The organism is Amycolatopsis vastitatis, assembly GCF_002234595.1.
GTDB lineage: Bacteria > Actinomycetota > Actinomycetes > Mycobacteriales > Pseudonocardiaceae > Amycolatopsis > Amycolatopsis vastitatis.
This window is the reverse complement of record NZ_NMUL01000002.1, coordinates 185700-205563: the sequence shown is the minus strand read 5'-3', so window position 1 is coordinate 205563 and position 19864 is coordinate 185700. Positions and strand designations below refer to the sequence as shown.

18 protein-coding genes and 1 tRNA gene are annotated in these 19864 nt (G+C 70.3%); 13 read left to right on the top strand and 6 right to left on the bottom strand.

What is annotated here, in order from left to right:
- Positions 1 to 30 precede the first annotated feature (30 nt).
- Positions 31 to 1272: an FHA domain-containing protein gene (locus CF165_RS02325; protein WP_093945728.1), complete on the bottom strand. Its 1242-nt coding sequence runs from the start codon at positions 1270 to 1272 to the stop codon at positions 31 to 33.
- Between the two features lie 131 nt (positions 1273 to 1403).
- On the opposite strand from CF165_RS02325, the gene CF165_RS02320 reads away from it, so the two are divergent.
- Positions 1404 to 1486, top strand: a tRNA-Leu gene (locus tag CF165_RS02320).
- 203 nt (positions 1487 to 1689) lie between these two features.
- Here CF165_RS02320 and CF165_RS02315 read toward each other — a convergent pair.
- The 3 genes from CF165_RS02315 to CF165_RS02305 all read right to left on the bottom strand — a co-directional run bounded on the left by CF165_RS02315 (position 1690) and on the right by CF165_RS02305 (position 3835).
- The gene (locus CF165_RS02315) at positions 1690 to 2430 is read right to left on the bottom strand and encodes a S1 family peptidase (protein ID WP_093945727.1); all 741 of its coding nucleotides are present in this window, start codon (positions 2428 to 2430) and stop codon (positions 1690 to 1692) included.
- Positions 2431 to 2545: 115 nt separating this feature from the next.
- A complete protein-coding gene (locus CF165_RS02310; RefSeq protein WP_093945726.1) occupies positions 2546 to 3298 on the bottom strand; it encodes a S1 family peptidase in 753 nt (250 codons plus the stop codon).
- Positions 3299 to 3460: 162 nt separating this feature from the next.
- Positions 3461 to 3835, bottom strand: coding sequence for an FKBP-type peptidyl-prolyl cis-trans isomerase (locus CF165_RS02305; RefSeq protein ID WP_093945725.1), 375 nt, complete (start codon positions 3833 to 3835; stop codon positions 3461 to 3463).
- 141 nt (positions 3836 to 3976) lie between these two features.
- Between CF165_RS02305 and CF165_RS02300 the strand changes: the two genes are divergently transcribed.
- The 4 genes from CF165_RS02300 to CF165_RS02285 all read left to right on the top strand — a co-directional run bounded on the left by CF165_RS02300 (position 3977) and on the right by CF165_RS02285 (position 9695).
- Complete coding sequence (locus CF165_RS02300; RefSeq protein WP_205660746.1) at positions 3977 to 7195, top strand: penicillin acylase family protein; 3219 nt, start codon at positions 3977 to 3979, stop codon at positions 7193 to 7195.
- Positions 7196 to 7253: 58 nt separating this feature from the next.
- Entirely contained in the window at positions 7254 to 8294 is a 1041-nt protein-coding gene (locus tag CF165_RS02295; protein WP_093945723.1) for a trans-sulfuration enzyme family protein, read from the top strand.
- Positions 8295 to 8355: 61 nt separating this feature from the next.
- Complete coding sequence (locus CF165_RS02290) at positions 8356 to 9120, top strand: hypothetical protein (RefSeq protein WP_240521426.1); 765 nt, start codon at positions 8356 to 8358, stop codon at positions 9118 to 9120.
- The gene (locus tag CF165_RS02285) at positions 9117 to 9695 is read left to right on the top strand and encodes a class F sortase (RefSeq protein ID WP_093945722.1); all 579 of its coding nucleotides are present in this window, start codon (positions 9117 to 9119) and stop codon (positions 9693 to 9695) included. The genes CF165_RS02290 and CF165_RS02285 overlap by 4 nt, the downstream gene beginning before the upstream one ends.
- On the opposite strand, the gene CF165_RS02280 is transcribed toward CF165_RS02285, so the two are convergent.
- Both CF165_RS02280 and CF165_RS02275 read right to left on the bottom strand, forming a co-directional pair.
- On the bottom strand, positions 9681 to 10721 hold the full coding sequence (locus CF165_RS02280; protein ID WP_093945721.1) for a patatin-like phospholipase family protein: 1041 nt from the start codon (positions 10719 to 10721) through the stop codon (positions 9681 to 9683). The two genes, CF165_RS02285 and CF165_RS02280, sit on opposite strands and share 15 nt — an antisense overlap.
- Positions 10722 to 10731: 10 nt before the next feature.
- Positions 10732 to 11478, bottom strand: coding sequence for a FadR/GntR family transcriptional regulator (locus CF165_RS02275; protein ID WP_093945720.1), 747 nt, complete (start codon positions 11476 to 11478; stop codon positions 10732 to 10734).
- Positions 11479 to 11544: 66 nt separating this feature from the next.
- Here CF165_RS02275 and CF165_RS02270 point away from each other — a divergent pair, with 66 nt between their 5' ends.
- Genes CF165_RS02270 through CF165_RS02235 form a run of 8 tightly spaced genes read left to right on the top strand, consistent with a single transcriptional unit; the run spans position 11545 to position 19829 of the window.
- Positions 11545 to 13035 carry an ABC transporter substrate-binding protein gene (locus tag CF165_RS02270; protein ID WP_205660745.1) on the top strand — a complete coding sequence of 497 codons (1491 nt, stop codon included), beginning with the start codon at positions 11545 to 11547 and terminating at the stop codon, positions 13033 to 13035.
- Positions 13032 to 13976 carry an ABC transporter permease gene (locus CF165_RS02265; RefSeq protein WP_093945719.1) on the top strand — a complete coding sequence of 315 codons (945 nt, stop codon included), beginning with the start codon at positions 13032 to 13034 and terminating at the stop codon, positions 13974 to 13976. The genes CF165_RS02270 and CF165_RS02265 overlap by 4 nt, the downstream gene beginning before the upstream one ends.
- On the top strand, positions 13976 to 14782 hold the full coding sequence (locus CF165_RS02260) for an ABC transporter permease (RefSeq protein WP_167441317.1): 807 nt from the start codon (positions 13976 to 13978) through the stop codon (positions 14780 to 14782). The genes CF165_RS02265 and CF165_RS02260 overlap by 1 nt, the downstream gene beginning before the upstream one ends.
- Positions 14779 to 15510, top strand: a complete 732-nt coding sequence (locus tag CF165_RS02255) for an ABC transporter ATP-binding protein (RefSeq protein WP_093945717.1) — start codon at positions 14779 to 14781, stop codon at positions 15508 to 15510. The genes CF165_RS02260 and CF165_RS02255 overlap by 4 nt, the downstream gene beginning before the upstream one ends.
- The gene (locus CF165_RS02250) at positions 15507 to 16277 is read left to right on the top strand and encodes an ABC transporter ATP-binding protein (protein WP_093945716.1); all 771 of its coding nucleotides are present in this window, start codon (positions 15507 to 15509) and stop codon (positions 16275 to 16277) included. The genes CF165_RS02255 and CF165_RS02250 overlap by 4 nt, the downstream gene beginning before the upstream one ends.
- Positions 16270 to 17682, top strand: a complete 1413-nt coding sequence (locus CF165_RS02245; RefSeq protein WP_093945715.1) for an aldehyde dehydrogenase family protein — start codon at positions 16270 to 16272, stop codon at positions 17680 to 17682. The genes CF165_RS02250 and CF165_RS02245 overlap by 8 nt, the downstream gene beginning before the upstream one ends.
- Positions 17679 to 18434, top strand: a complete 756-nt coding sequence (locus CF165_RS02240) for an SDR family NAD(P)-dependent oxidoreductase (RefSeq protein ID WP_093945714.1) — start codon at positions 17679 to 17681, stop codon at positions 18432 to 18434. Before CF165_RS02245 ends, CF165_RS02240 begins: the two co-directional genes overlap by 4 nt.
- A gap of 9 nt (positions 18435 to 18443) precedes the next feature.
- Complete coding sequence (locus tag CF165_RS02235; RefSeq protein ID WP_093945713.1) at positions 18444 to 19829, top strand: amidase; 1386 nt, start codon at positions 18444 to 18446, stop codon at positions 19827 to 19829.
- The last annotated feature ends 35 nt before the right edge of the window (positions 19830 to 19864 follow it).

The following is a 19864-nucleotide window of genomic DNA, read 5'->3' as shown; positions in this document are numbered from 1 at the left end:
TTCTGCGGGAACAGTATTCCGGGTCCCGAGTCAGCCCTGTGTACGGAACACGAGAGACGAATGACCCACCCGGATGACGTCGCCGTCGGCGAGCTGCCAGGTCTGGACCGGGGTGCCGTTCACGGTCGTGCCGTTGGTCGAACCGATGTCGGCGAGCGTGGCGCTCTGGCCGTCCCAGGTGATCTCCAGGTGCCGCCGCGAAACACCGGTGTCCGGCAGGCGGAAGTCCGCGTCCTGGCCCCGGCCCACGACGTTCCCGCCCTGCTTCAGCGAGTACGTGCGGTTCGAGCCGTCGTCCAGCTGCAGGCTCGCCGCGAGCTGGCGGCCCGGCGCGGGCTGGCCGTAGCCGCCCTGCTGCTGCGCGTACGGGTCAGCGGCCGGCTGGCCGTACGCCTGCTGCTGGCCGTACTGGTCGTAACCGCCCTGCTGCTGGCCGCCGTACTGGTCGTAGCCGCCGCCTTGCGGCTGTGCGTAGCCGCCCTGGTCGTAGCCACCACCCTGGGGCTGGCCGTAACCCTGGTCGTAGCCACCCTGCTGGGGCTGCGCGTAGCCGCCCTGGTCGTAGCCACCACCTTGCGGTTGGCCGTAACCCTGGTCGTAGCCACCCTGCTGGGGCTGCGCGTAACCAGCCTGGTCGTAACCGCCCTGCTGCGGCTGGCCGTACTGGTCGTAACCGCCACCCGGCTGCTGCTGGCCGTACTGGTCGTATCCGCCCTGCTGGCCGTAACCCTGGTCGTACCCGGGCTGCTGGCCACCCTGCTGTCCGTAGCCGTACTGGCCCTGCTGGCCGTACGGGTCACCCTGGTCGTATTGGCCGTAGCCGGGGGGCTGGCTCATTGCTGGGTCTCCTGCGTTGCTGGGTCGTGCCGACCGCGGTGAACCGGCGCCTGAGGGGCGGGCGTCGGGATCGACGGACGAACGGGTCTTGAACTGTCCAGTATGCAGCGCCTCGTTGCGCTCGAGTGATACGACGACGTCACCATAGGTGTCGAGGCCCTCGGCGGCGAGGTGTTCCGCCACCGCCCTGGCCAGCATCTGCGTGACGCGATGCTCGTCACCGGCCATGCGTTCGTGGTCAGCCGCCCCCAAGGACACGATGTAGTGATTCGGGGCGAGCTGCCGACCGCCTGCCAGCTCACGAACGTTCTCCTCACTCTCCCGCTCCAGGGCGATCGCCACTTCCTGCGTGACGACGTTGCCACCGAACATGCGCGCGAAAGTGTTCCCCACCAGGTTCTCGAGTCGCCTGTCGAATCGCTCGGCGCGGCCCACCGGGGAAAACCTCCTCACACGTCTGCTTCCGCATCGATCCTATCCGGGTGAGCGAGCCTCTACACGGCCCCCGGGGAAACCCGCCCGAACGGCCTGCTAGTCTTCTCCTCGCTGCCGCAAGGAAGCACTCGGGGCGAGTGGCGGAATGGCAGACGCGCACGGTTCAGGTCCGTGTGTCCGAAAGGACGTGAGGGTTCAACTCCCTCCTCGCCCACGCTGTTCAGAGGCCCGGTCGCTTGCGCGACCGGGCCTCTTCCCGTTCTCCTCATCCCTCCCGGGGGGCCGAGCCCCCCGGACCCCCCACGGTGCGGTGCGTCGCCTTCCGGCTTGGTTGCGTGGGGGCGGGGGTTCTTTTGGTGGGGAATGTCACCCGGTTGGCTCTGCGTGGTGTTCGCTCCTGGCGGAGTTTTTGTGCATTCAGGTTGTTGTTTTCTTGATCCACTGGGTCAGGACGTCTGTCCTTGACGTTGTTTCGATGCCTGCGTGGGGGCAGCCTGGGCCCGTTGCCTCCAGGGAGACCAGTTCGCCGTCCTTGAAGTAGGGGGCTCCTGAGTCGTAGGTGCACGCGCTTGTTGTGATGTCCGGGGCTGCTCCGCGGACTCCCAGCGTTGTTGGCGTTATGTTCGCTATCGCTACCGTTCCCTGCTGCATGTGGGTGGCTGGGGTCGGGTTTGTGCTGGTCAGGCTGCCCCAGCCTGCCAGTGTGAGCTGTTGGCCTACCTGTGGGGTTGCGTGGCTTGTTGCCAGGGGGGCGATCGTTGTCACTGGGGAGTCCAGGTGGAGGAGGGCCACGTCGTTCTGGGGTGACTGGACTACCTCTGTTGCTTTGCGGGCTATGCCCGACTCTTGGCCTTCGTCGACCATGCCCAGCGTTGCCGTTGTGGGGTAGGGGACCTTGCCCGAGACCCGGTTGCGGTTCGCGTCGTGGAAGCAGTGGCCTGTCGTGATGAGCCAGCTCGGGGCGATCAGGGCGGCTGTGCAGTAGCTGCTGTACGTCGAGCCGTCCGGGCGGGGGATTTTTGTCATCGCCAGCTTCGCTACGAAGCCGTACTGGCCCGGTGGGACGTCCGAGCCGTGCGCGATCCCTGGGGCGGCCAGGGCGGCTGGGGCGGTGGTGATGGTCAAAACGGCGGCGGCTAGCAGGGCGCGCAGGCGCATTCTTCCCCTTCGTCGAGTGGTGGTCGACGTTTGAGGTTAGGGGCGCTGCCGCGGGTGGGGAATTCCCTGGCCGGGCGTCACCCGGTGGACCATCGGGTGACGCCCGGCCCGGGGGTCAGCCGGTGTGCGAAGCGATCCAGTCCGCGACGACGTCCACGCGCGAAGTCGTCTCGAGCTGGTTGTGGGGGCAGTCCGGGCCGGTCGACTCGACCGACACCAGCTGGCCGCCGGCGCCGCCCGCGACGAAGTACGGCGCGCCCGAGTCGTACACGCAGGCACTCGTCGTCGACGTCGGGGCCACGCCCTGGACGCCGAGCGTCGCGGTGGCGACCTGGCCGACCTTGACCGTGCCCTGCTGCAGCTTCGTCGACGGCGCCGGGTTGACCGAGGTGAGGCTGCCCCAGCCGGCGAGGGTCAGCAGCTGGCCCACCGACGGCGTGACCCGGTTGACCGTGAGCGGCGTGATCGTCGTGACGTCGGCGTCGAGGGTCGCGAGCGCGATGTCGTTGACGCTCGACTGGTAGACGGTGACGACGTTCCGCGTCACGCCGGGCGTGCTCTGGTTGACCGTGCCGAGCAGCACGGACGTCGGGTACGGCACCGGACCGGAGACGCGGTTGCGGTTCGCGTCGTGGAAGCAGTGCCCGGCCGTGATGATCCACTTCTTGGCGATCAGCGAGCCCGAGCAGGCGCTGTTGTACTTCGAGCCGTCGGGCTTCGGGATGTTGGTCATGGTGAGCTTGGCGGCGAACCCGAACTGGCCCGCCGGGACGTCGGAACCGTTGGCCACGGCCGAAGCCGGTGCCGCGGTGGCGAGACCGGCGGTCAAGATCAGGAAGGCAGCGGAAAGCACAGCGCGAACGCGCATCGGTGGATCCCCCTTTTCACGCACCGGCGACCCGCGCCGGTGATCACCATCGAGGGTAGCGACGGTGTGCGGGGGCGGGAATGCTCTGCTCGGGCTAAGAAAACGGCCCCGGCGGAGCTTCGCCGGGGCCGTTTGCCGCAAATGTCTCGCGGTGTGGAGAAATCAGTTCACGCCGACCAGGTCGACGACGAAGATGAGGGTCTCGCCGGGCTTGATGACGCCGCCCGCGCCGCGGTCGCCGTAGGCGAGGTGCGGCGGGATGACGAGCTTGCGGCGCCCGCCGATCTTCATCCCCGCGACGCCCTGGTCCCAGCCGGAGATGACCTGGCCGGCGCCGAGGCCGAAGCGCAGGGGCTCGCCGCGGTTCCAGGACGCGTCGAACTCTTCGCCGGTCGAGTGCGCGACGCCGACGTAGTGCACGGTGACGGCCTTGCCGGGTGTGGCCTCCGCGCCGTCGCCGACCGTGATGTCGGTGATCTCGAGGTCGGCCGGGGGCTCGCCGTCCGGGCGGTCGATGAGGGGCTTTTCCAAGGTCATGGGCCTCACCGTACCGACGCCCGCAGCGCTGCGCCGAACGGACTACGCCCAAGGAGGGGAAAAACGCGAAAAGTCTTCACACTTGACCTACTGCTGGGTAACGTGCGCTTCGTCACTCTTCTGAACTGAGGGGAGCCCGGCATGCGACGTCGCATCCGCGCCCTGACCGTTACGGCACTGGGGGCCCTCGTGGCCGGGCTCACCCAGGTCGTCCTCACCGCGCCGGCCGCGCACGCGGCTCTGTCGCCCGACGACTACTGCGGCGGGCAGTGCAGCGACATCCTGCCCCCCGGCGAACAGGGCAGCGCCACCCTCGCGGAGATCCTGGCGCACAAGCTGCTCGGCACCCGCCCGGCGCACTCGGCCGACCAGCTCGGGAAGTACGCCTCGCTGGCGGGCGGCTACAAGACGCTGACCACCAGCGCGATCAACCAGTACTTCAACGACTCCTCGTTCGGCGTCCCGGCCGACCAGGTGGCGAGCACGACGCAGCCGCGTGCGGACGTCACGATCGTGCGGGACAAGGCCCTCGGCGTCCCGCACATCACCGGCACCACCCGCGCCGGCACCGAGTTCGGCGCCGGGTACGCCGCCGCGCAGGACCGGCTGTGGCTGATGGACGTGCTGCGCCACGCCGCCCGCGGGCAGGTCACCTCGTTCGCCGGTGGCGCGGAAGCCAACCGCGAGCTCGAACAGCAGTTCTTCGCGAACGCGCCGTACACCGAATCCGAGCTGCAACAGCAGATCGACCACGCCGCCGCGAGCGGTCCCCGCGGCGCGCAGGGCCTCGCCGACGCGCAGGCCTACGTCGACGGCATCAACAAGTACATCAGCGACTCCTACAACGGCCGCTACTTCCCCGGCGAGTACGTGCTGACCGGGCACGTCGACTCGATCACCAACGCCGGGTCGATCGACCCGTTCAAGCTGACCGACCTGGTCGCGCTCGCCTCGCTGATCGGCGCCGAGTTCGGCGCGGGCGGCGGCGGCGAGGTCCAGAACGCCATCGCGAAGCTCGCGCTGCAGGAGAAGTACGGCGTCGCGCAGGGCGAGAAGGTGTGGCAGAGCCTGCGCGCGGAAGACGACCCCGAGGCGGTCAAGACGCTGCACGACGGCCAGACCTTCCCGTACGGCAAGACGCCGGCCAACGCGGCCGGGCGGGCCATGCCGGACAAGGGTTCGGTGACCCCGCAGCCGCTGGTGTTCGACAGGACCGGCTCGGCCTCGACCGCGACGCCGTCCACTGTGGACGTCGCCGCGCCCGCCGAGCAGGAGCCCGCCCGCGGGATGTTCGAAAACGGCGTGCTTCCGGCGAACATGCTGAGCGAGAAGCACGGCATGTCCAACGCGCTGCTCGTCTCCGGCGCGAAGACCGCCAGCGGCCACCCGGTCGCGGTGTTCGGTCCGCAGACCGGCTACTTCGCGCCGCAGCTGCTGCTGTTGCAGGAGCTGCAGGGCCCGGGCATCAGCTCGCGCGGCGCGGCCTTCGCCGGGCTGAGCATGTACACGCTCCTCGGCCGCGGCCAGGACTACTCGTGGAGCGCGACGACGTCGGCGCAGGACATCATCGACACCTACGCGCTGCAGCTGTGCGACCCGAGCGGAGCCGCGCCGACGAAGGACTCGAACTACTACACCTACCAGGGCAAGTGCGTCCCGATGGAGACCGTCGAGGTCAAGAACGCCTGGAAGCCGACTGTGGCCGACGGCACGGCGGCGGGCTCGTACACCCTGCGCAGCTACCGGACCAAGTACGGGCCGGTGCAGAGCCGGGCGACCGTCGGCGGCAAGCCGGTGGCGTACGCGGCGCTGCGGTCGTCGTACTTCCACGAGGTCGACTCGCTGATCGGCTTCCAGGAGCTGAACGACCCGACCTTCGTCAAGTCGGCGGCGGACTTCCAGCGGGCCGCGCAGGACATCAATTTCACGTTCAACTGGTTCTACGCCGACTCCAAGGACATCGCCTACTTCAACTCCGGTGCCAACCCGGCCCGGCAGTCCAATGTGGACCCGAACATGCCGGTCTGGGGCGACCAGGGCCACGACTGGGTGGGCTGGAACCCGGCGGGCAACCTCGCGACCTACACGCCGGCGTCGCAGCACCCGCAGTCGATCAACCAGGACTACTACGTCAGCTGGAACAACGCGCAGGCCAACGGCTACGCGGCCGCCGGATCGGACAAGTCCGCCGTGCACCGCGTCGACCTGCTCGACTCGCGGGTGAAGAAGCTCATCACCAGCGGCACCAAGGTCACCCGGGTCAACCTGACCCAGGCGATGGCGGAAGCGGCACTGGCCGACCTGCGCGCCGAGCGCGTGCTGCCGCTGCTGCTGCAGGTGCTCGACAAGACGCCGGCCACCGGTGCGGCGGCGGACGCCGAGGCGAAGCTCAAGACGTGGCTCTCCCACGGCCAGCTGCGCACGGAGACCTCGCCCGGCAGCAAGGCGTACGCGGACGCCGACGCGATCCGCATCTTCGACGCCTGGTGGCCGCTGCTGGTCCAGGCCGAGTTCAAGCCGGGCATGGGTGACGACGCCTACAACGCCATGACCGGCGTGCTCGGCATCAACGAAAGCCCGTCCGGCTGGCAGAACGGCAACGGCCAGCACACCGGCCAGCCCCACAAGGGTTCGTCGTTCCAGTACGGCTGGTGGGGTTACGTCAGCAAGGACATCCGGCAGGTGCTCGGCCAGCCGGTGGCGGGCCCGCTCGCGCAGACGTTCTGCGGCGGCGGCGACGTCACCGCGTGCCGCCAGGCGCTCGTCGACTCGCTGACCACGGCCGCCGGCCAGGCCGCGAACACCGTCTACCCCGGTGACGCGAACTGCTCGGCCGGTGACCAGTGGTGCGCCGACTCGATCGTGCAGAACCCGCTCGGCGGCATCACGCAGGACAAGATCAGCTGGCAGAACCGCCCGACGTTCCAGCAGGTCGTCGAGTACGCCGCGCACCGCGGGGACAACGTCGCGAACCTGGCGGCGACGAAGACGGTCAGCGCCACCAGCGCCGAGACCGGCTTCTACAACTCGCCGGCGTCGAACGCGATCGACGGGAACGCCTCGACCCGCTGGGCCAGCGACTGGAGCGACGACCAGGCGATCACCGTCGACCTCGGTTCGGTCCAGCAGGTTTCACGGGTGATGCTCAACTGGGAGTCCGCGTACGGCAGGGGCTACAAGATCCAGCTCTCGCCGGACGCGGTGAACTGGACGGACGCGGCCGTGGTGACCGACGGCGACGGCGGGCAGGACAACGTCTCTTTCGCCGCGACCCCGGCCCGGTTCGTCAAGATGCAGGGCGTCCAGCGCGGCACGAAGTACGGCTATTCGCTCTACGAGTTCGAGGTGTACGCGCATTGAGCCCGGCAGGGGCACTCGCGGACGCGTGAGTGCCCCTGCCTCCCCTTATCGTGGGCGGATGGACGACTGGACGCCCCGCACCAAGGCCGTCGCCGCCGGCCGCCCGCACGGCCCCGGCGAGCCGCTGAACACCCCGCTCGTCGCCACCAGCACGTACCAGGCCGGTGGCGATTTCGCGTACGCGCGCAGCGACGGGACGCCGACGTGGCTGGCGCTCGAAGAGGCCGTCGGGGCGCTGGAGGGCGGCGAGGCGACGGCGTTCGCGTCCGGGGTCGCCACGCTGTCCGCGGTCCTGGACCTGCTGCCGGTCGGTTCGCGGGTCGCCGTGCCGACGTTCAGCTACGCGGTGACGCGCGGGGTGCTGGCCCACGCGCAGAAGCTCGGCAAGCTCGCCGTCACCGAGCTGGCGCCGGCCGACACCGAGGCCTGGGTCGCCGAGGCCGCGACGTCCGACCTGGTCTGGCTGGAGTCGCCGACCAACCCGACCCTCGACGTGATGGACATCGAGACCATCGCCGCCGCCGCGCGGGGCCGGGTCGTCGTCGACAACACCTTCGCGACGCCGTTGCAGCAGCGGCCGCTCGAACTGGGCGCGGACGTCGTCGTGCACAGCGCGACCAAGCTGATCGGCGGGCACAGCGACCTGCTGCTGGGGATCACGGTGGCCAAGGACCCGGCCGTCGCGGCCGAGCTGCGGGGCGCGCGGACGCGGGTGGGGTCGACGCCGGGCGCCCTCGAAGCCTGGCTCGCCCTCAGGGGGCTGCGGACCATGCCGGTGCGGCTGGCGGAGCAGTCCCGCACCGCCGCGCTGCTGGCCGGACGGCTGGCCGGGCACCCCGCCGTGCGGCAGGTGCGCTACCCGGGCTTCGGCATGATGGTCGCGTTCGACCTGGCTGACGCCGAGACGGCCGACCGGTTCTGCGCGTCGGTCCGGCTGATCCGGGCGGCGACGAGCCTCGGCGGCGTCGAAAGCCTGGTCGAACGGCGGGCGTGGCTGGCGGGCGAGGAGCGCGTCCCGCCCGGCCTGATCCGGTTCAGCGTGGGCCTCGAAGACCCGGAGGACCTCTGGCGCGACCTGGCGTTCGCCCTCCCGGAGTAACGCGGACGGGTGAATCGTCGATAGTCGCGGCAGCGCAGGTCAACGCCGTTGGGAGTCACTTGTGGGTAGAACGCTGAGCCGGTTCGCGGGCATCGTGTCCGCGGGTGCGCTGATCACCTTCGCCGCCGCTCCGGCCGCTCTGGCCCAGACGGAGACCGAGACGACCACGGTGCCGCCGACGTCGGAGACCACGTCGTCCGAGGCGACGACGACGGCTCCGACGGCTTCGGAGACTCCGACCACCCCCGTCACGACGACCGGGACCACCTCGGCCGACCCGACGAGCGTGGTCACCACGACCACCACCACGGCGTCGGCGCCGACCTCGACCTCCGCGGACAGCGAACCGCCGAAGGACGACTACCAGGACAACACCGGCCATGGCTTCGTCGGCCCCGGCGGCGAGGGTGTTCTGGTCATCGCTTGCGCCTCCGGCAAGATCGGCCCGGTCTCGACGCAGTACTTGAGCGTCACCGGCGGTCCGGACCAGGACGAGTCCGACGGCCGCTACTGGAACTACACGGTCCGCGTCGTCGACGCCCCGGCCGGCACCACGACCGCGAAGTTCAGCTGGACCTGCGACGGCGTCGAGGGCAACGGCATCGTCGAGTTCCAGCAGGAGCAGCCGCCGGCGACCTCGACTTCGCCCTCGACGAGCACCAGCGCGAGCACGACCACCAGCACCGAGTCCTCGAGCACCGCGCCGATCACCACGGCGACGTCGTCGTCGGCCGCGGCGGCGGCCGGGAACAGCGCCCCGAAGGCCCAGGTCAAGGTCGCGCCCAAGGGCGGGGTCGAGACGGGCTTCGGCGGCATGGCCGGATGACCGTCCTGCGGGTGGGCGCGGTCGCCGCCGCGCTCGTCTTCGCGCTGGCCGGGTGCGGTGGAGAGCCGTCGAAGGCCGCCGCGCCCGTGCCTTCGTCGGTGCCGGTGACCGCGCCGTTCAAGGGTCTCCGGCCGACGTCGGTGAAGATCCCCAAGATCGGCGCGGAGTCCAGCCTGCTCGCGGTGGCCGTCAAGACCGACGGCTCGATCTCCGTCCCGTCGGTGCACACGCCGATGCAGGCGGCCTGGTACAAGCTGTCGCCGGTGCCCGGCGACGTCGGCCCGGCGATCGTGCTCGGGCACGTCGACGGCGACAAGAAGCCGGGCATCTTCTTCAAGCTCAAGGACCTCGTGCCCGGCGACGAGGTGGACATCGACCGCAGCGACGGGCGGAAGCTGAAGTTCGTCGTTGCCCGCGTCACCCAGGTCCCGAAGGACGACTTCCCGCGTGACGCCGTCTACGGCAACAGCGACAAGCCGGAGCTGCGGCTGATCACGTGCGGCGGCGCGTTCGACCACGCCGAGCACAGCTACAAGGACAACATCGTCGTCTACGCGAACCTAGCCGACGCCTGAGCCCGGATACGGGAACCGCGGCCGCAACGCGGTGCCGGGGCACACCCAGCGCCGCATGCCCGCGTCGCAGACCGCGTAACCCCAGTTGATCAGCTGGTCCTGCGTGGCCTCGGACATCCTGGTCAGCCGGGTCTTCGTCTCGGCGAGTTTCCTGGTGTGCTCGACCGGCGCGGGCAGGGCGTCCGGCAGTTCGAAGTTCGCGATGTCGCTGTAGGTCGCCCAGTACGTGCCGGCGAACTGCTTGTCCTCATAAGCCTTCAGCAGCGAGCCGGTGCGCAGCTCGCGGACCTGGTTGTCCATCACGGTCAGCACGCGCAGCAGCTGCATCGGCCAGTTCCGCTGCGGCCTGTCCTCGTGCTTCATCTTCTTGCCGGCGTCGCTGACCAGGACGGTCGCCCGCTGGTTCTCGATCGGGTCGAGGCCGAGGTTGTCGTACACGCCCGCGTCGCTGAGCACGATCTTGTGGCCGGCCTGGTGCGGGTCGTCGATGACGACCGGCGAGAGCATCGGCGGGAAGGCCGACGACGCGGCGACCGCGGTGGCCAGGGGGATCTGCCCGTGCGGGCCCGGCTGCCGGAAGAACCACCACAGCGAGCCGTCCTGCAGGTTGGTCGCGGTGAACACGAAGTTCGGCCCGGCCGGATCGAGGTCCGCGAGGCAGCAGTCGCCGAAGAGGTGCTTCGCGTAGCGGCGCGCGAGTTCCTCGCCGGCGCTGCGCCACGGGATGAACATCGCCTTGAGCGTGACCGGGATGTCGAGGTTGGTGCGGGCGAGTTTCCGCAGCGGCTGCACGACTTCCTTGCCGAAGTTCTCCGCGACGCCGTCTTCACCGAAGTACAGCTTGTTCCACGCGTGCGCCAGCACACCCGCCGCGATCGAACCGCCGGAGACGCTGGAGACGGTGGTCAGCTTCGGCAGCCAGCCGAGTTCGTTGAGCCGCCAGAGCGCGCCGGCGTGGAAGAGCATTGCGCGGTAGCCGCCGCCCGAGAGCGCGAGGCCGACGCCGTCCCGTTTCGCCGAATCCACGCGGAGGAGTCTAAGGCCGCAGCAGCGGTGCGAGGAGAGGACGTTGCCCGGCCGGGACGTACTCGGCGTAGTTGTCGTAAAGGGCCTGTTTGGCCAGGTGGGCCGCGCCGGCGCCGTCGGCCGAGCGGATCGCGTCGAGCACCTCGGCGTGGTGCGCGAGCCACGCGTGCATCAGCGACGTCCGGTTGCTGGAGTGTTCTAGCTTGTCCTCGATCAGTTCGAGCACGACCCCGCGCACGACTTCCTCGCTGACCACCAGCAGGGGATTGCGTGAGATCCGCGCGATCACCTCGTGGAACGCGACGTCGGCGCGGCTGAATTCGGCGTAACCGCGGGAGACGCCTTCGCGCATCGCATCCAGCGCCGCGTCGAGGCTGGTCAGGTCGTCGTCGGTGCGCAGCTCCGCGGCGAGCAGGTGGGCCGAGCCGTCGAGGATCATCCGGAACTGCAGCAGCTCGGCGAGCCCGACGTGCTCGGCGCGGGCGAGCCGGTGCATCGAGCGGTGCAGCGCGGCGGACGACGCGGCCAGCACCTCGGGCCCACGCGGGTCGCCGGGCCGCGAACGGATCATCTCGGCCGCCTGCAGCACCCGCAGGGCTTCCCGGATGGTCGAGCGGCCGACGCCGAACTGCGTCATCAGCTCACGCTCGCTGGGCAGGCGTTCGCCCGGCTTGAGCTCGCCGCTGATCACGGCCTGCTCGATCTGCTCGACGACCCGCTCGTACGCGCGGACCGGAGCCACCGGTTCGAACCGCATCCCTTGACCTCGTCGTCCGCTCGGTGCAGGCTACTGGTCAGACCAGTGTACTTATCTGGAGGTCGAATGAAAGCCCGACTTCACGTGCTGGCAGCGGCGCTGCTGCTCGTGGTGTCCGGCTGCTCGGCCGGCTCGTCGGCCAGCGTTTCCGCTGGTCCGGACACACTTTCCGTCGGCTTCACGGCGGAGCCGGCGAACTTCGACTTCACCCGCACGGACGGCGCCGCGATCCCGCAGGCGCTGCTCTACAACGTCTACGAAGGCCTGGTGAAGCTCGACGCGCAAGGCCGGATCGTGCCGTTGCTCGCGAAGTCCTGGACGGTCAGCCCGGACCGGCGCACCTACGACTTCCAGCTCCAGCCGGGCGTCAAGTTCAGCAACGGCGCGCCGTTCACGGCCGAGGACGTCAAGTTCTCGCTGATGCGCGTGAAGACCGCCTGGACGATCTCGATCAAGTCCACCATGGACGTCGTCGACCACGTCGACGTCGTGGCACCGGACCACGCGCGGGTCGTGCTCTCGAAGCCGTCCAACGGCTGGCTGTTCAGCCTCACCAGCAGGCTCGGCGCGATGTTCAGCCCGGCCGGCGTCGCGGACCTGGCGAACAAGCCGGTCGGCACCGGGCCGTACGTCGTGGCGGCGCGCAAGCGCGGCGACTCCGTGGTGCTCAAGGCGAACCCCGCGTACTGGGGCCGGAAACCGGCGTACACCACGGTCGTCCTGAAGTACATCAAGGACCCGACCGCGCTGAACAACGCCTTGTACAGCAACGGGATCGACGTCATCGCGGCGATCACCGCGCCCGACTCCATCCCGCAGTTCCAGGCCGACGACCGGTTCCAGGTCGTTCAGGGCACGACGAACTCCGAAGTCACGCTGGCCATGAACAACGCGCGGCCGCCGCTGAACGACGTCCGCGTGCGCCAGGCCCTGACGTACGCGATCGACCGGAAGGCGCTGCTCGACACGGCGTGGGCCGGGCGCGGGACGCTGATCGGCAGCATGGTCCCGCCGACCGACCCCTGGTACGAAGACCTTTCGCAGGTCCATCCGTTCGATCCCGCGCGGGCCAAGGCGCTGCTGTCCGAAGCCGGCGTGACGAACCTGAACCTGCGGCTGCGGATCCCGAACCTGCCGTACGCGGTGTCGGCCGCGCAGGTCGTCCAGTCGCAGCTCGCCGACGTCGGCGTCCGGACCACGATCGAGCCCCTCGACTTCCCGGCGGTGTGGCTCAAGCAGGTGTTCACCGACCACGACTACGACCTGTCGATCATCCAGCACGTCGAGGCGCGGGACATCACGACGTTCGGCAAGCCGAAGTACTACTGGGGCTACGACAGCAAGCGTGTCCAGCAGCTGCTCGCCGAGGCCGACAGCGGGACGCCGGAGCAGCAGGTCGCGGACATGAAACAGGTGGCGCGGCAGCTGAACACCGACGCCGCCGCGGACTGGCTGTTCCTGTTCCCCACCGTGATCGTCGCGAAGACCAAGGTCGGCGGGATCGCGGCGAACCAGGTCAGCGAGTCGTTCGACCTCACCGGGCTGGCGCCGCGATGACGGCCAGGGTGCTGCGCCGGGTGGCGGTGTTCGTGGTCAGCGTGCTGGTCGCGTCCGTCGTGGTGTTCCTGTTCATGGCCGTGCTGCCGGGAGATCCCGCGCAGGTCGCGCTCGGCGTCAACGCGACGCCCGAGCTGCTCGCCAAGACCCGCGCGGAGTTCGGCATCGATCGCCCGCTCGTCACGCAGTACTTCGACTGGATTTCCCACGTGCTGCGCGGCGACTTCGGCCGCTCGTACGTGACGCGGGACGCGATCGGGCCGCAGCTGCTCGACCGCCTCGGCGTCACGTTGTGGCTGGTCGGTGCCGGGATGCTCGTCGCGCTGGTGATCGCCGTGCCGGCCGGGACGTTCGCCGCGGTCAAGCACCGGAAGGCGTCCGGCGCGGGCGTTTCCGGGCTGTCGCAGATCGGCGTCGCGATCCCCGCGTTCCTCGCCGGGATCATCCTGGTGCAGATCTTCGCCGTCCAGCTGCGCTGGCTGCCGTCGGGCGGCTGGACCCCGCCGGACCAGGACTTCGGCGAGTTCGCCCGCGGGCTCGTCCTTCCCGCGCTGTCCCTCGGCCTGGTCCAGGGTGCGGTGCTCACGCGGTATGTGCGCTCGGCCGTGCTCGACACGCTCGGCCAGGACTACCTGCGCACCGCGCGGTCGAAGGGACTGCGTCCGGGACAGGCGCTGGTGCGTCACGGCCTGCGCAACGCGTCCGTGCCGGTGGTCACCGTGCTCGGCCTGCAGCTGGCGACGCTGCTGATCGGCGCGGTCGTCGTCGAGCGCGTGTTCGTGCTGCCGGGGCTGGGCTCGATGCTGCTGGACGCCGTCGCCGCCCGTGACCTGCTGACCGTGCAGGGAATCGTGCTCGTCCTGGTGGTCGGGGTCCTGCTCGTCAACTTCGTCGTCGACGTCCTCTACACCGTGCTCGACCCGCGATTGCGAGGTTCGTGATGCGCAGTCTGGTGCTGGGCGGGGTGCTCGTCGGCCTGGTCGTGGTGGCCGCGCTGCTGTCGTTCGTCTGGACGCCGTTCGACCCGGTGAAGGTCGACGCGACCCACCGGCTGCTCGGCTTCGGCGCGTCGCACTGGTTCGGCACCGACAAGTTCGGGCGGGACGTGCTCAGCCAGATCATGGTCGGCGCGCGCACGACGCTGTACGTCGGCGTGGTCGCGGTCGGCATCGCGGCGGTGATCGGCACGCCGCTGGGCATCCTCGCCGGGATGTCGCCCCGGTGGCTCGGCGAGTTCGTCATGCGCGTCAACGACCTCGTGCTCGCGTTCCCCGCGCTGCTGCTGGCCATCATGTTCGGCGCGGTGTTCGGGGCCGACACGCTGACCGCGATGGTCGCGATCGGCATCGCCACCATCCCGTCGTTCGCGCGGATCGCCCGGTCCGGGACGCTGCAGGTGATGAGCACCGAGTTCGTGCTCGCGGCTCGTGCGGGCGGCCGGTCTCGGCCGAACATCGCCGTGCGGCACGTCCTGCCGAACATCTCGGGCCTGCTGATCGTCCAGGCTTCGGTGTCGTTCGCGATCGCCGTGCTCGCCGAAGCGGCGTTGTCGTTCCTCGGCTTCGGGACGCGGCCGCCGACCCCGTCGTGGGGCCGGATGCTGCAGGAGTCCCAAGAGCTTTTGACCGTGCACCCGCGGCTGGCGCTGGTCCCGGGCATCGCGATCGCCGTCGCCGTCCTGGGTTTCAACCTCCTCGGCGACGGCCTGCGCGACCGCCTGGATCCCCGATTGGCGGCTCGCGTATGACGCTCTCAGTGCGCGGCCTCAACGTCTCTTCGCTGGTCCGGGACGTGTCCTTCGAGATCGGCGCCGGCGAGCGCGTCGGCCTGATCGGCGAGTCCGGGTCCGGGAAGTCGTTGACGGCGCTGGCGATCATGGGCCTGCTGCCCGACGAGCTTCCGGCGTCCGGTTCGGTCGTCCTGAACGACCGTGAACTGCTGGAAATGTCCGAAAAGGACATGTCACGGCTGCGCGGTGACGAACTCGCGATGGTGTTCCAGGAACCGATGACGGCCCTGAACCCGGCCATGCGGGTCGGCCGCCAGGTCACCGAGCCCGGCCGTGTCCACGGACGCCGTCATCGCGCCGAGGACCTGCTGTCCGCGGTGGGACTCCCGGGCACGGCCCGCGCGTACCCGCACCAGCTGTCCGGCGGCCAGCGCCAGCGCGTGGTGCTCGCGATGGCCCTGGCCAACGAGCCGTCGCTGCTGATCTGCGACGAGCCGACGACCGCCCTTGACGTCACCGTGCAGGCGCAGATCCTTTCGCTCATCAAGACGTCGTTGCCCGCCGAGAGTGCGTTGCTGTTCATCACGCACGACCTCGCGGTGGTCGCTTCGGTGTGCGAGCGCGTGCTGGTGATGCTCGACGGCGAGATCGTCGAAGCGGGCTCGACGCGCGAAGTCCTGACGCAGCCGAAGCACGAGTACACGCGGAAGCTCCTGGCCTCCTCGGACCTGGAGGCCCGGCGATGATCCTCGAAGTCCGCGACCTCGAACGCCGCTACGCCCGCCGTGACGTGCACGCGTTGCGCGGGGTCAGTTTCGACGTCGAGGCGGGGCAGCGGTTCGGCATCGTCGGCGAGTCCGGCTCCGGCAAGTCGACGCTGGTCCGGCTGCTGGCCGCGCTGGACAAGCCGACGTCGGGCACGGTCTCGTTCCAGGGCAAGCGCATCGACGACCTGCCGGAACGTCGTCTCGGCTTCTTGCGGTCGGAGCTGCAGATCGTCTTCCAGGACCCGATGGGTTCGCTCGACCCGCGGATGCGCGTGCGGGACATCATCTCCGAACCGCTCGGCCGTCGTGAGCCCGATCGCGTGGCCGAGCTGCTCGCCGCGGTCGGCCTGCCCGCCGACGCCGCCCAGCGCTACCCGCACCAGTTCTCCGGCGGCCAGCGGCAGCGCATCTCGATCGCCCGCGCGCTGGCGCCGAACCCGAGCGTCCTGATCGCCGACGAGCCGGTCAGCGCCCTGGACGTCTCCGTGCGCGGCCAGATCCTCGACCTGCTCGCGTCCCTGGTGGACCAGTTCGCGCTGACGCTGATCTTCGTGTCGCACGACCTCGGCGTCGTCCGGCACGTCTGCGACCGGGTCGCGGTGATGCGCCGCGGCGAGATCGTCGAACTCGGTGACGTCGGCCAGGTCTACGACGCACCGCGGCACGAATACACCCGGGAGCTCCTGGAAGCCGCGCCGAACCTGCGCGCGGAGCTGGCCCGGCTGAGCGGAGGTGACGATGGCTGAGTATCCGGACGGCCTGCCGGTCGGTGCGGGCTGGGTGTCCACTGTGGATGTCGAAGAAATCGTTTTCCCTTACGACGGGAGCGTGGTCGGCACCGCGCCGGTCGGGACGCCTTCGCTGGCTACTCGCGCTGTCGACGAGGCTGTCGCCGTCGCGCGCGAAGTGGCTTCGCTGCCTTCGCGGGTTCGTCGCGCCTTGTTGAACGATGTCGCTGCTGCTGTGCGTTCTCGCCGCGAGGAGTTCGAGAACCTCCTCGTGCTGGAGACGGGCAAGCCGCTGGTCGACTGCCGCGTCGAGGTCGCGCGCACGATCGTCACCTGGGAAGCCGCGGCCGAAGAGGTCTCACGGCTGCACGGCGAAACCGTGCCGCTGGACCTGTTGCCCTCGGGCGACGGGCTGGTCGGCTTCTGGAAGCGCAAGCCGATCGGCGTCGTCGTCGGCATCGCGGGCTTCAACTACCCGCTGCTGCTCGCGTCGCACAAGATCGCGCCCGCGATCGCCGCGGGCTGCCCGGTGATCGTCAAGCCCGCGCCCCAGACGCCGCTGGCCACGTTGTGGCTGGTCCACCTCGTGCGCTCGCTCGCGCCGGTGCCCGCCATGGTCCAGCTGGTCACCGGCGACGCCGAGGTGGGCGCGGCGCTGACCACCGACCGCCGGATCGGCGCGGTCTCGTTCACCGGCTCGGCCGCGGTCGGCCACCGCATCGCCCGCGACGCGGCCCCCACGAAGACGCTGCTGGAGCTGGGTTCGAACGCGGCCCTCGTGGTCGCTCCCGACGCCGACCTCGACGCCGCCGTGGACGCCGTGCTGCGCGGCGGGTTCTACGCGTCCGGCCAGGCCTGCATCTCGGTGCAGCGTGTCCTGGTCGTCGCGCCGGTCGCCGAGGAGTTCACCGAACGGCTGCTGGCGCGGCTCGACGAGGTCGTCATCGGCGATCCGCGGGACGAGAAGACACGGGTGTCCGCGCTGATCGACCCCGCTTCCACCGAACGCGTCGCCGCGTGGATCGAGAAGGCCGGCGGCCGCCGGGTCGGCGGGGGTATCGACGGCACGGTGTTGCGGCCGACCGTCCTCCTCGACGTCCCGGACGGCGTCGAATGCTGGGACGAGGAGATCTTCGGCCCGGTCGTCTGCCTGCGCACGGTGTCCGATGTGGACGAAGCCTTCGCCGCGGTGAACGCGTCCCGCTACGGCCTCCACGCCAGCGTCTACAGCCGGTCCCTGAACACGGCGTTCCGCGCGCTCGACGAGCTGGAGGTCGGCGGTGTCGTCGTCAACGAAGTGCCCGGCTTCCGCTCGGACACCATGCCCTACGGGGGCGTGAAGGACTCCGGCATCGGCCGCGAAGGGCCGCGGTTCGCCGTCGAGGAATTGACCGTGACGAGGATGGCGGTGCTGCGCCCGTGAACTACCAGAACCTGTTCCGGCTGGACGGACGCCGTGCGGTGGTCCTCGGCGCGGGCGGCATCGGCCGCGAAGCCGCCCGCGCGCTCGCCGCCCACGGTGCCGACGTCGTCTGCGCCGATCGTGACCTCGACATCGCCCGCGAGGCCGGGGTGGGCGAGGCGTACCAGGTCGACCTGCTCGAACCGGGTGCGATCGACCGGGCCGCGAGCGACCTCGGCCCGCTCGACGTGGTGGTGCTGACCGCCGCGATGAACGTGCGCAAACGGTTGCTGGACTACACGCGCGAGGAGTTCGACCGTGTCATCGCGCTGAACCTCGGCGTCTCCTTCGAGGTGGTCCGCGTGTTCGGCGCCGACATGGTCGCGCGCGGGCGGGGGAGCATCATCGGGTTTTCGTCGATCCGCGGTACGACCGTCGAGCCCGGCCAAGGGCCGTACGCGGCCACGAAAGCCGGTCTCGTCCAGCTGTTCCGGACGGCCGCGGCGGAGTTCGGCCCGGCCGGCGTGCGGGTCAACGCGATCGCCCCCGGCGTCGTCGAGACCCCGCTGACCGCGCAGATCAAGGCGAACCCGGAGTGGTACGACGCGTACGCGACGAAGGGCGCGTTGGGTCGCTGGGCGCGTCCGGACGAGCTGGCGGGCGCTGTCGTGTACCTCGCTTCGGACGCTTCGTCGTTCGTGACCGGCTCTGTGCTGGCGGTGGACGGCGGCTGGACCGCCGTCGACGGCCGCTTCGAACCACCTGCTTCGTGAGGAGGGCTCATGACCGAGCTGCCCGACCTGACCGCCGTCGAACTCGTCGCGCAGTACCGCGCGAAGACGCTCTCGCCGGTCGAAGTCACCGAAGCCGTTCTCGCCCGCATCGAAGCGCGAGAGCCGGAGCTGCACGCGTTGTACGCGTACGACCCTTCAAGCGCGCGCGAAGACGCGAAGGCGGCTGAAGCGCGTTGGCACTCCGGCGAACCGCTCGGCCCGATCGACGGCGTCCCGCTGACGCTCAAGGAGAACATCGCCACCCGCGGCACGCCGGTGCCGCTGGGCACGGCGGCGACCGCGCTCGTCCCGGCCGCCGAGGACGCCCCGGCGGCCGCCCGGGTCCGCGAGTCCGGCGGAGTCCTGCTGGCCAAGACGACCATGCCGGACTACGGGATGCTGACCTCCGGGCTGTCGAGCTTCCACACGACCGCGCGGAACCCGTGGGACGTGCGGTGCACGCCCGGCGGGTCCAGCGCGGGCGCCGGGGCCGCGGCCGCCGCGGGCTACGGCCCGCTGCACGCCGGCACCGACATCGGCGGCTCGATCCGGCTGCCTGCGGGCTGGTGCGGCCTGGTCGGGCTGAAGCCGAGCTTCGGGCGGGTGCCGGTCGACCCGCCGTTCCTCGGCCGCGTCGCCGGCCCGATGACCCGGACCGTCGCCGACACGGCGTTGCTGATGGGCGTGCTTTCCCGCCCGGACCCCCGCGACCACCTGAGCTTGCCGCCGGCGGACCTGCCGTGGTCGTCGCTCGAGGGCACTCTGGACGGCCTCCGCGTCGGGCTGCACCTCGACTCGGGCCCCGGCCTGCCGGTGGGTCCCGTGACGCTCGACGCCGTCACCGCGGCGGCCCGGACCTTCGAGGCCGCGGGCGCGGTCGTCGAGCCGGTCGAGCCGTTCCTCATCCGGGAGATGCTCGACGGCCTGGACACGTTCTGGCGCACGCGTGCCTGGTCGGACACCGCGGCCCTGCCGCCGGACCGCCGAGCGAAGATCCTGCCGTACATCGCGGACTGGGCGGCGGGCGGCGCGGAAGTGTCCGGAGCGGACGTCTACCGCGGCTTCGCGCAGATCGACGCGATCAGCGTCGCGGCGCTGCGGGCGACTTCGGCATTCGACGTCGTGCTGTCGCCGACCTGCCCGGTCGCTGCCCCACCGGCCGAGTGGGCGTCCCCGACGAACGACCCGGCCCGGCCGTTCGAACACATCGCCTTCACGGTGCCGTACAACATGTCCGGCCAGCCGGCGGTGTCACTGAACTGCGGTTACACCGACGACGGCCGCCCGATCGGCCTCCAGATCGTCGGCCGCCGCTTCGACGACATCGGCGTCCTGCGTGCCGCCGCGGCCTACGAACGGCTCCGGCCGCCGCAGCGGCCCTGGCCGATCGGCTGAAAAAAGGGGAAGGAGTTCCGGCCCGGCGGCGAAGT

Excerpts from the sequence above, each read along its gene's own strand:
- CF165_RS02250 (WP_093945716.1), top strand. The coding sequence starts at position 15,507 with ATGATCCTCGAAGTCCGCGACCTCGAACGCCGCTACGCCCGCCGTGAC.
- CF165_RS02245 (WP_093945715.1), top strand. The coding sequence starts at position 16,270 with ATGGCTGAGTATCCGGACGGCCTGCCGGTCGGTGCGGGCTGGGTGTCC.
- CF165_RS02300 (WP_205660746.1), top strand. The coding sequence starts at position 3,977 with ATGCGACGTCGCATCCGCGCCCTGACCGTTACGGCACTGGGGGCCCTC.
- CF165_RS02270 (WP_205660745.1), top strand. The coding sequence starts at position 11,545 with ATGAAAGCCCGACTTCACGTGCTGGCAGCGGCGCTGCTGCTCGTGGTG.
- CF165_RS02315 (WP_093945727.1), bottom strand. The coding sequence starts at position 2,430 with ATGCGCCTGCGCGCCCTGCTAGCCGCCGCCGTTTTGACCATCACCACC.
- CF165_RS02305 (WP_093945725.1), bottom strand. The coding sequence starts at position 3,835 with ATGACCTTGGAAAAGCCCCTCATCGACCGCCCGGACGGCGAGCCCCCG.
- CF165_RS02285 (WP_093945722.1), top strand. The coding sequence starts at position 9,117 with ATGACCGTCCTGCGGGTGGGCGCGGTCGCCGCCGCGCTCGTCTTCGCG.
- CF165_RS02255 (WP_093945717.1), top strand. The coding sequence starts at position 14,779 with ATGACGCTCTCAGTGCGCGGCCTCAACGTCTCTTCGCTGGTCCGGGAC.
- CF165_RS02310 (WP_093945726.1), bottom strand. The coding sequence starts at position 3,298 with ATGCGCGTTCGCGCTGTGCTTTCCGCTGCCTTCCTGATCTTGACCGCC.
- CF165_RS02265 (WP_093945719.1), top strand. The coding sequence starts at position 13,032 with ATGACGGCCAGGGTGCTGCGCCGGGTGGCGGTGTTCGTGGTCAGCGTG.
- CF165_RS02260 (WP_167441317.1), top strand. The coding sequence starts at position 13,976 with ATGCGCAGTCTGGTGCTGGGCGGGGTGCTCGTCGGCCTGGTCGTGGTG.
- CF165_RS02235 (WP_093945713.1), top strand. The coding sequence starts at position 18,444 with ATGACCGAGCTGCCCGACCTGACCGCCGTCGAACTCGTCGCGCAGTAC.
- CF165_RS02295 (WP_093945723.1), top strand. The coding sequence starts at position 7,254 with ATGGACGACTGGACGCCCCGCACCAAGGCCGTCGCCGCCGGCCGCCCG.
- CF165_RS02275 (WP_093945720.1), bottom strand. The coding sequence starts at position 11,478 with ATGCGGTTCGAACCGGTGGCTCCGGTCCGCGCGTACGAGCGGGTCGTC.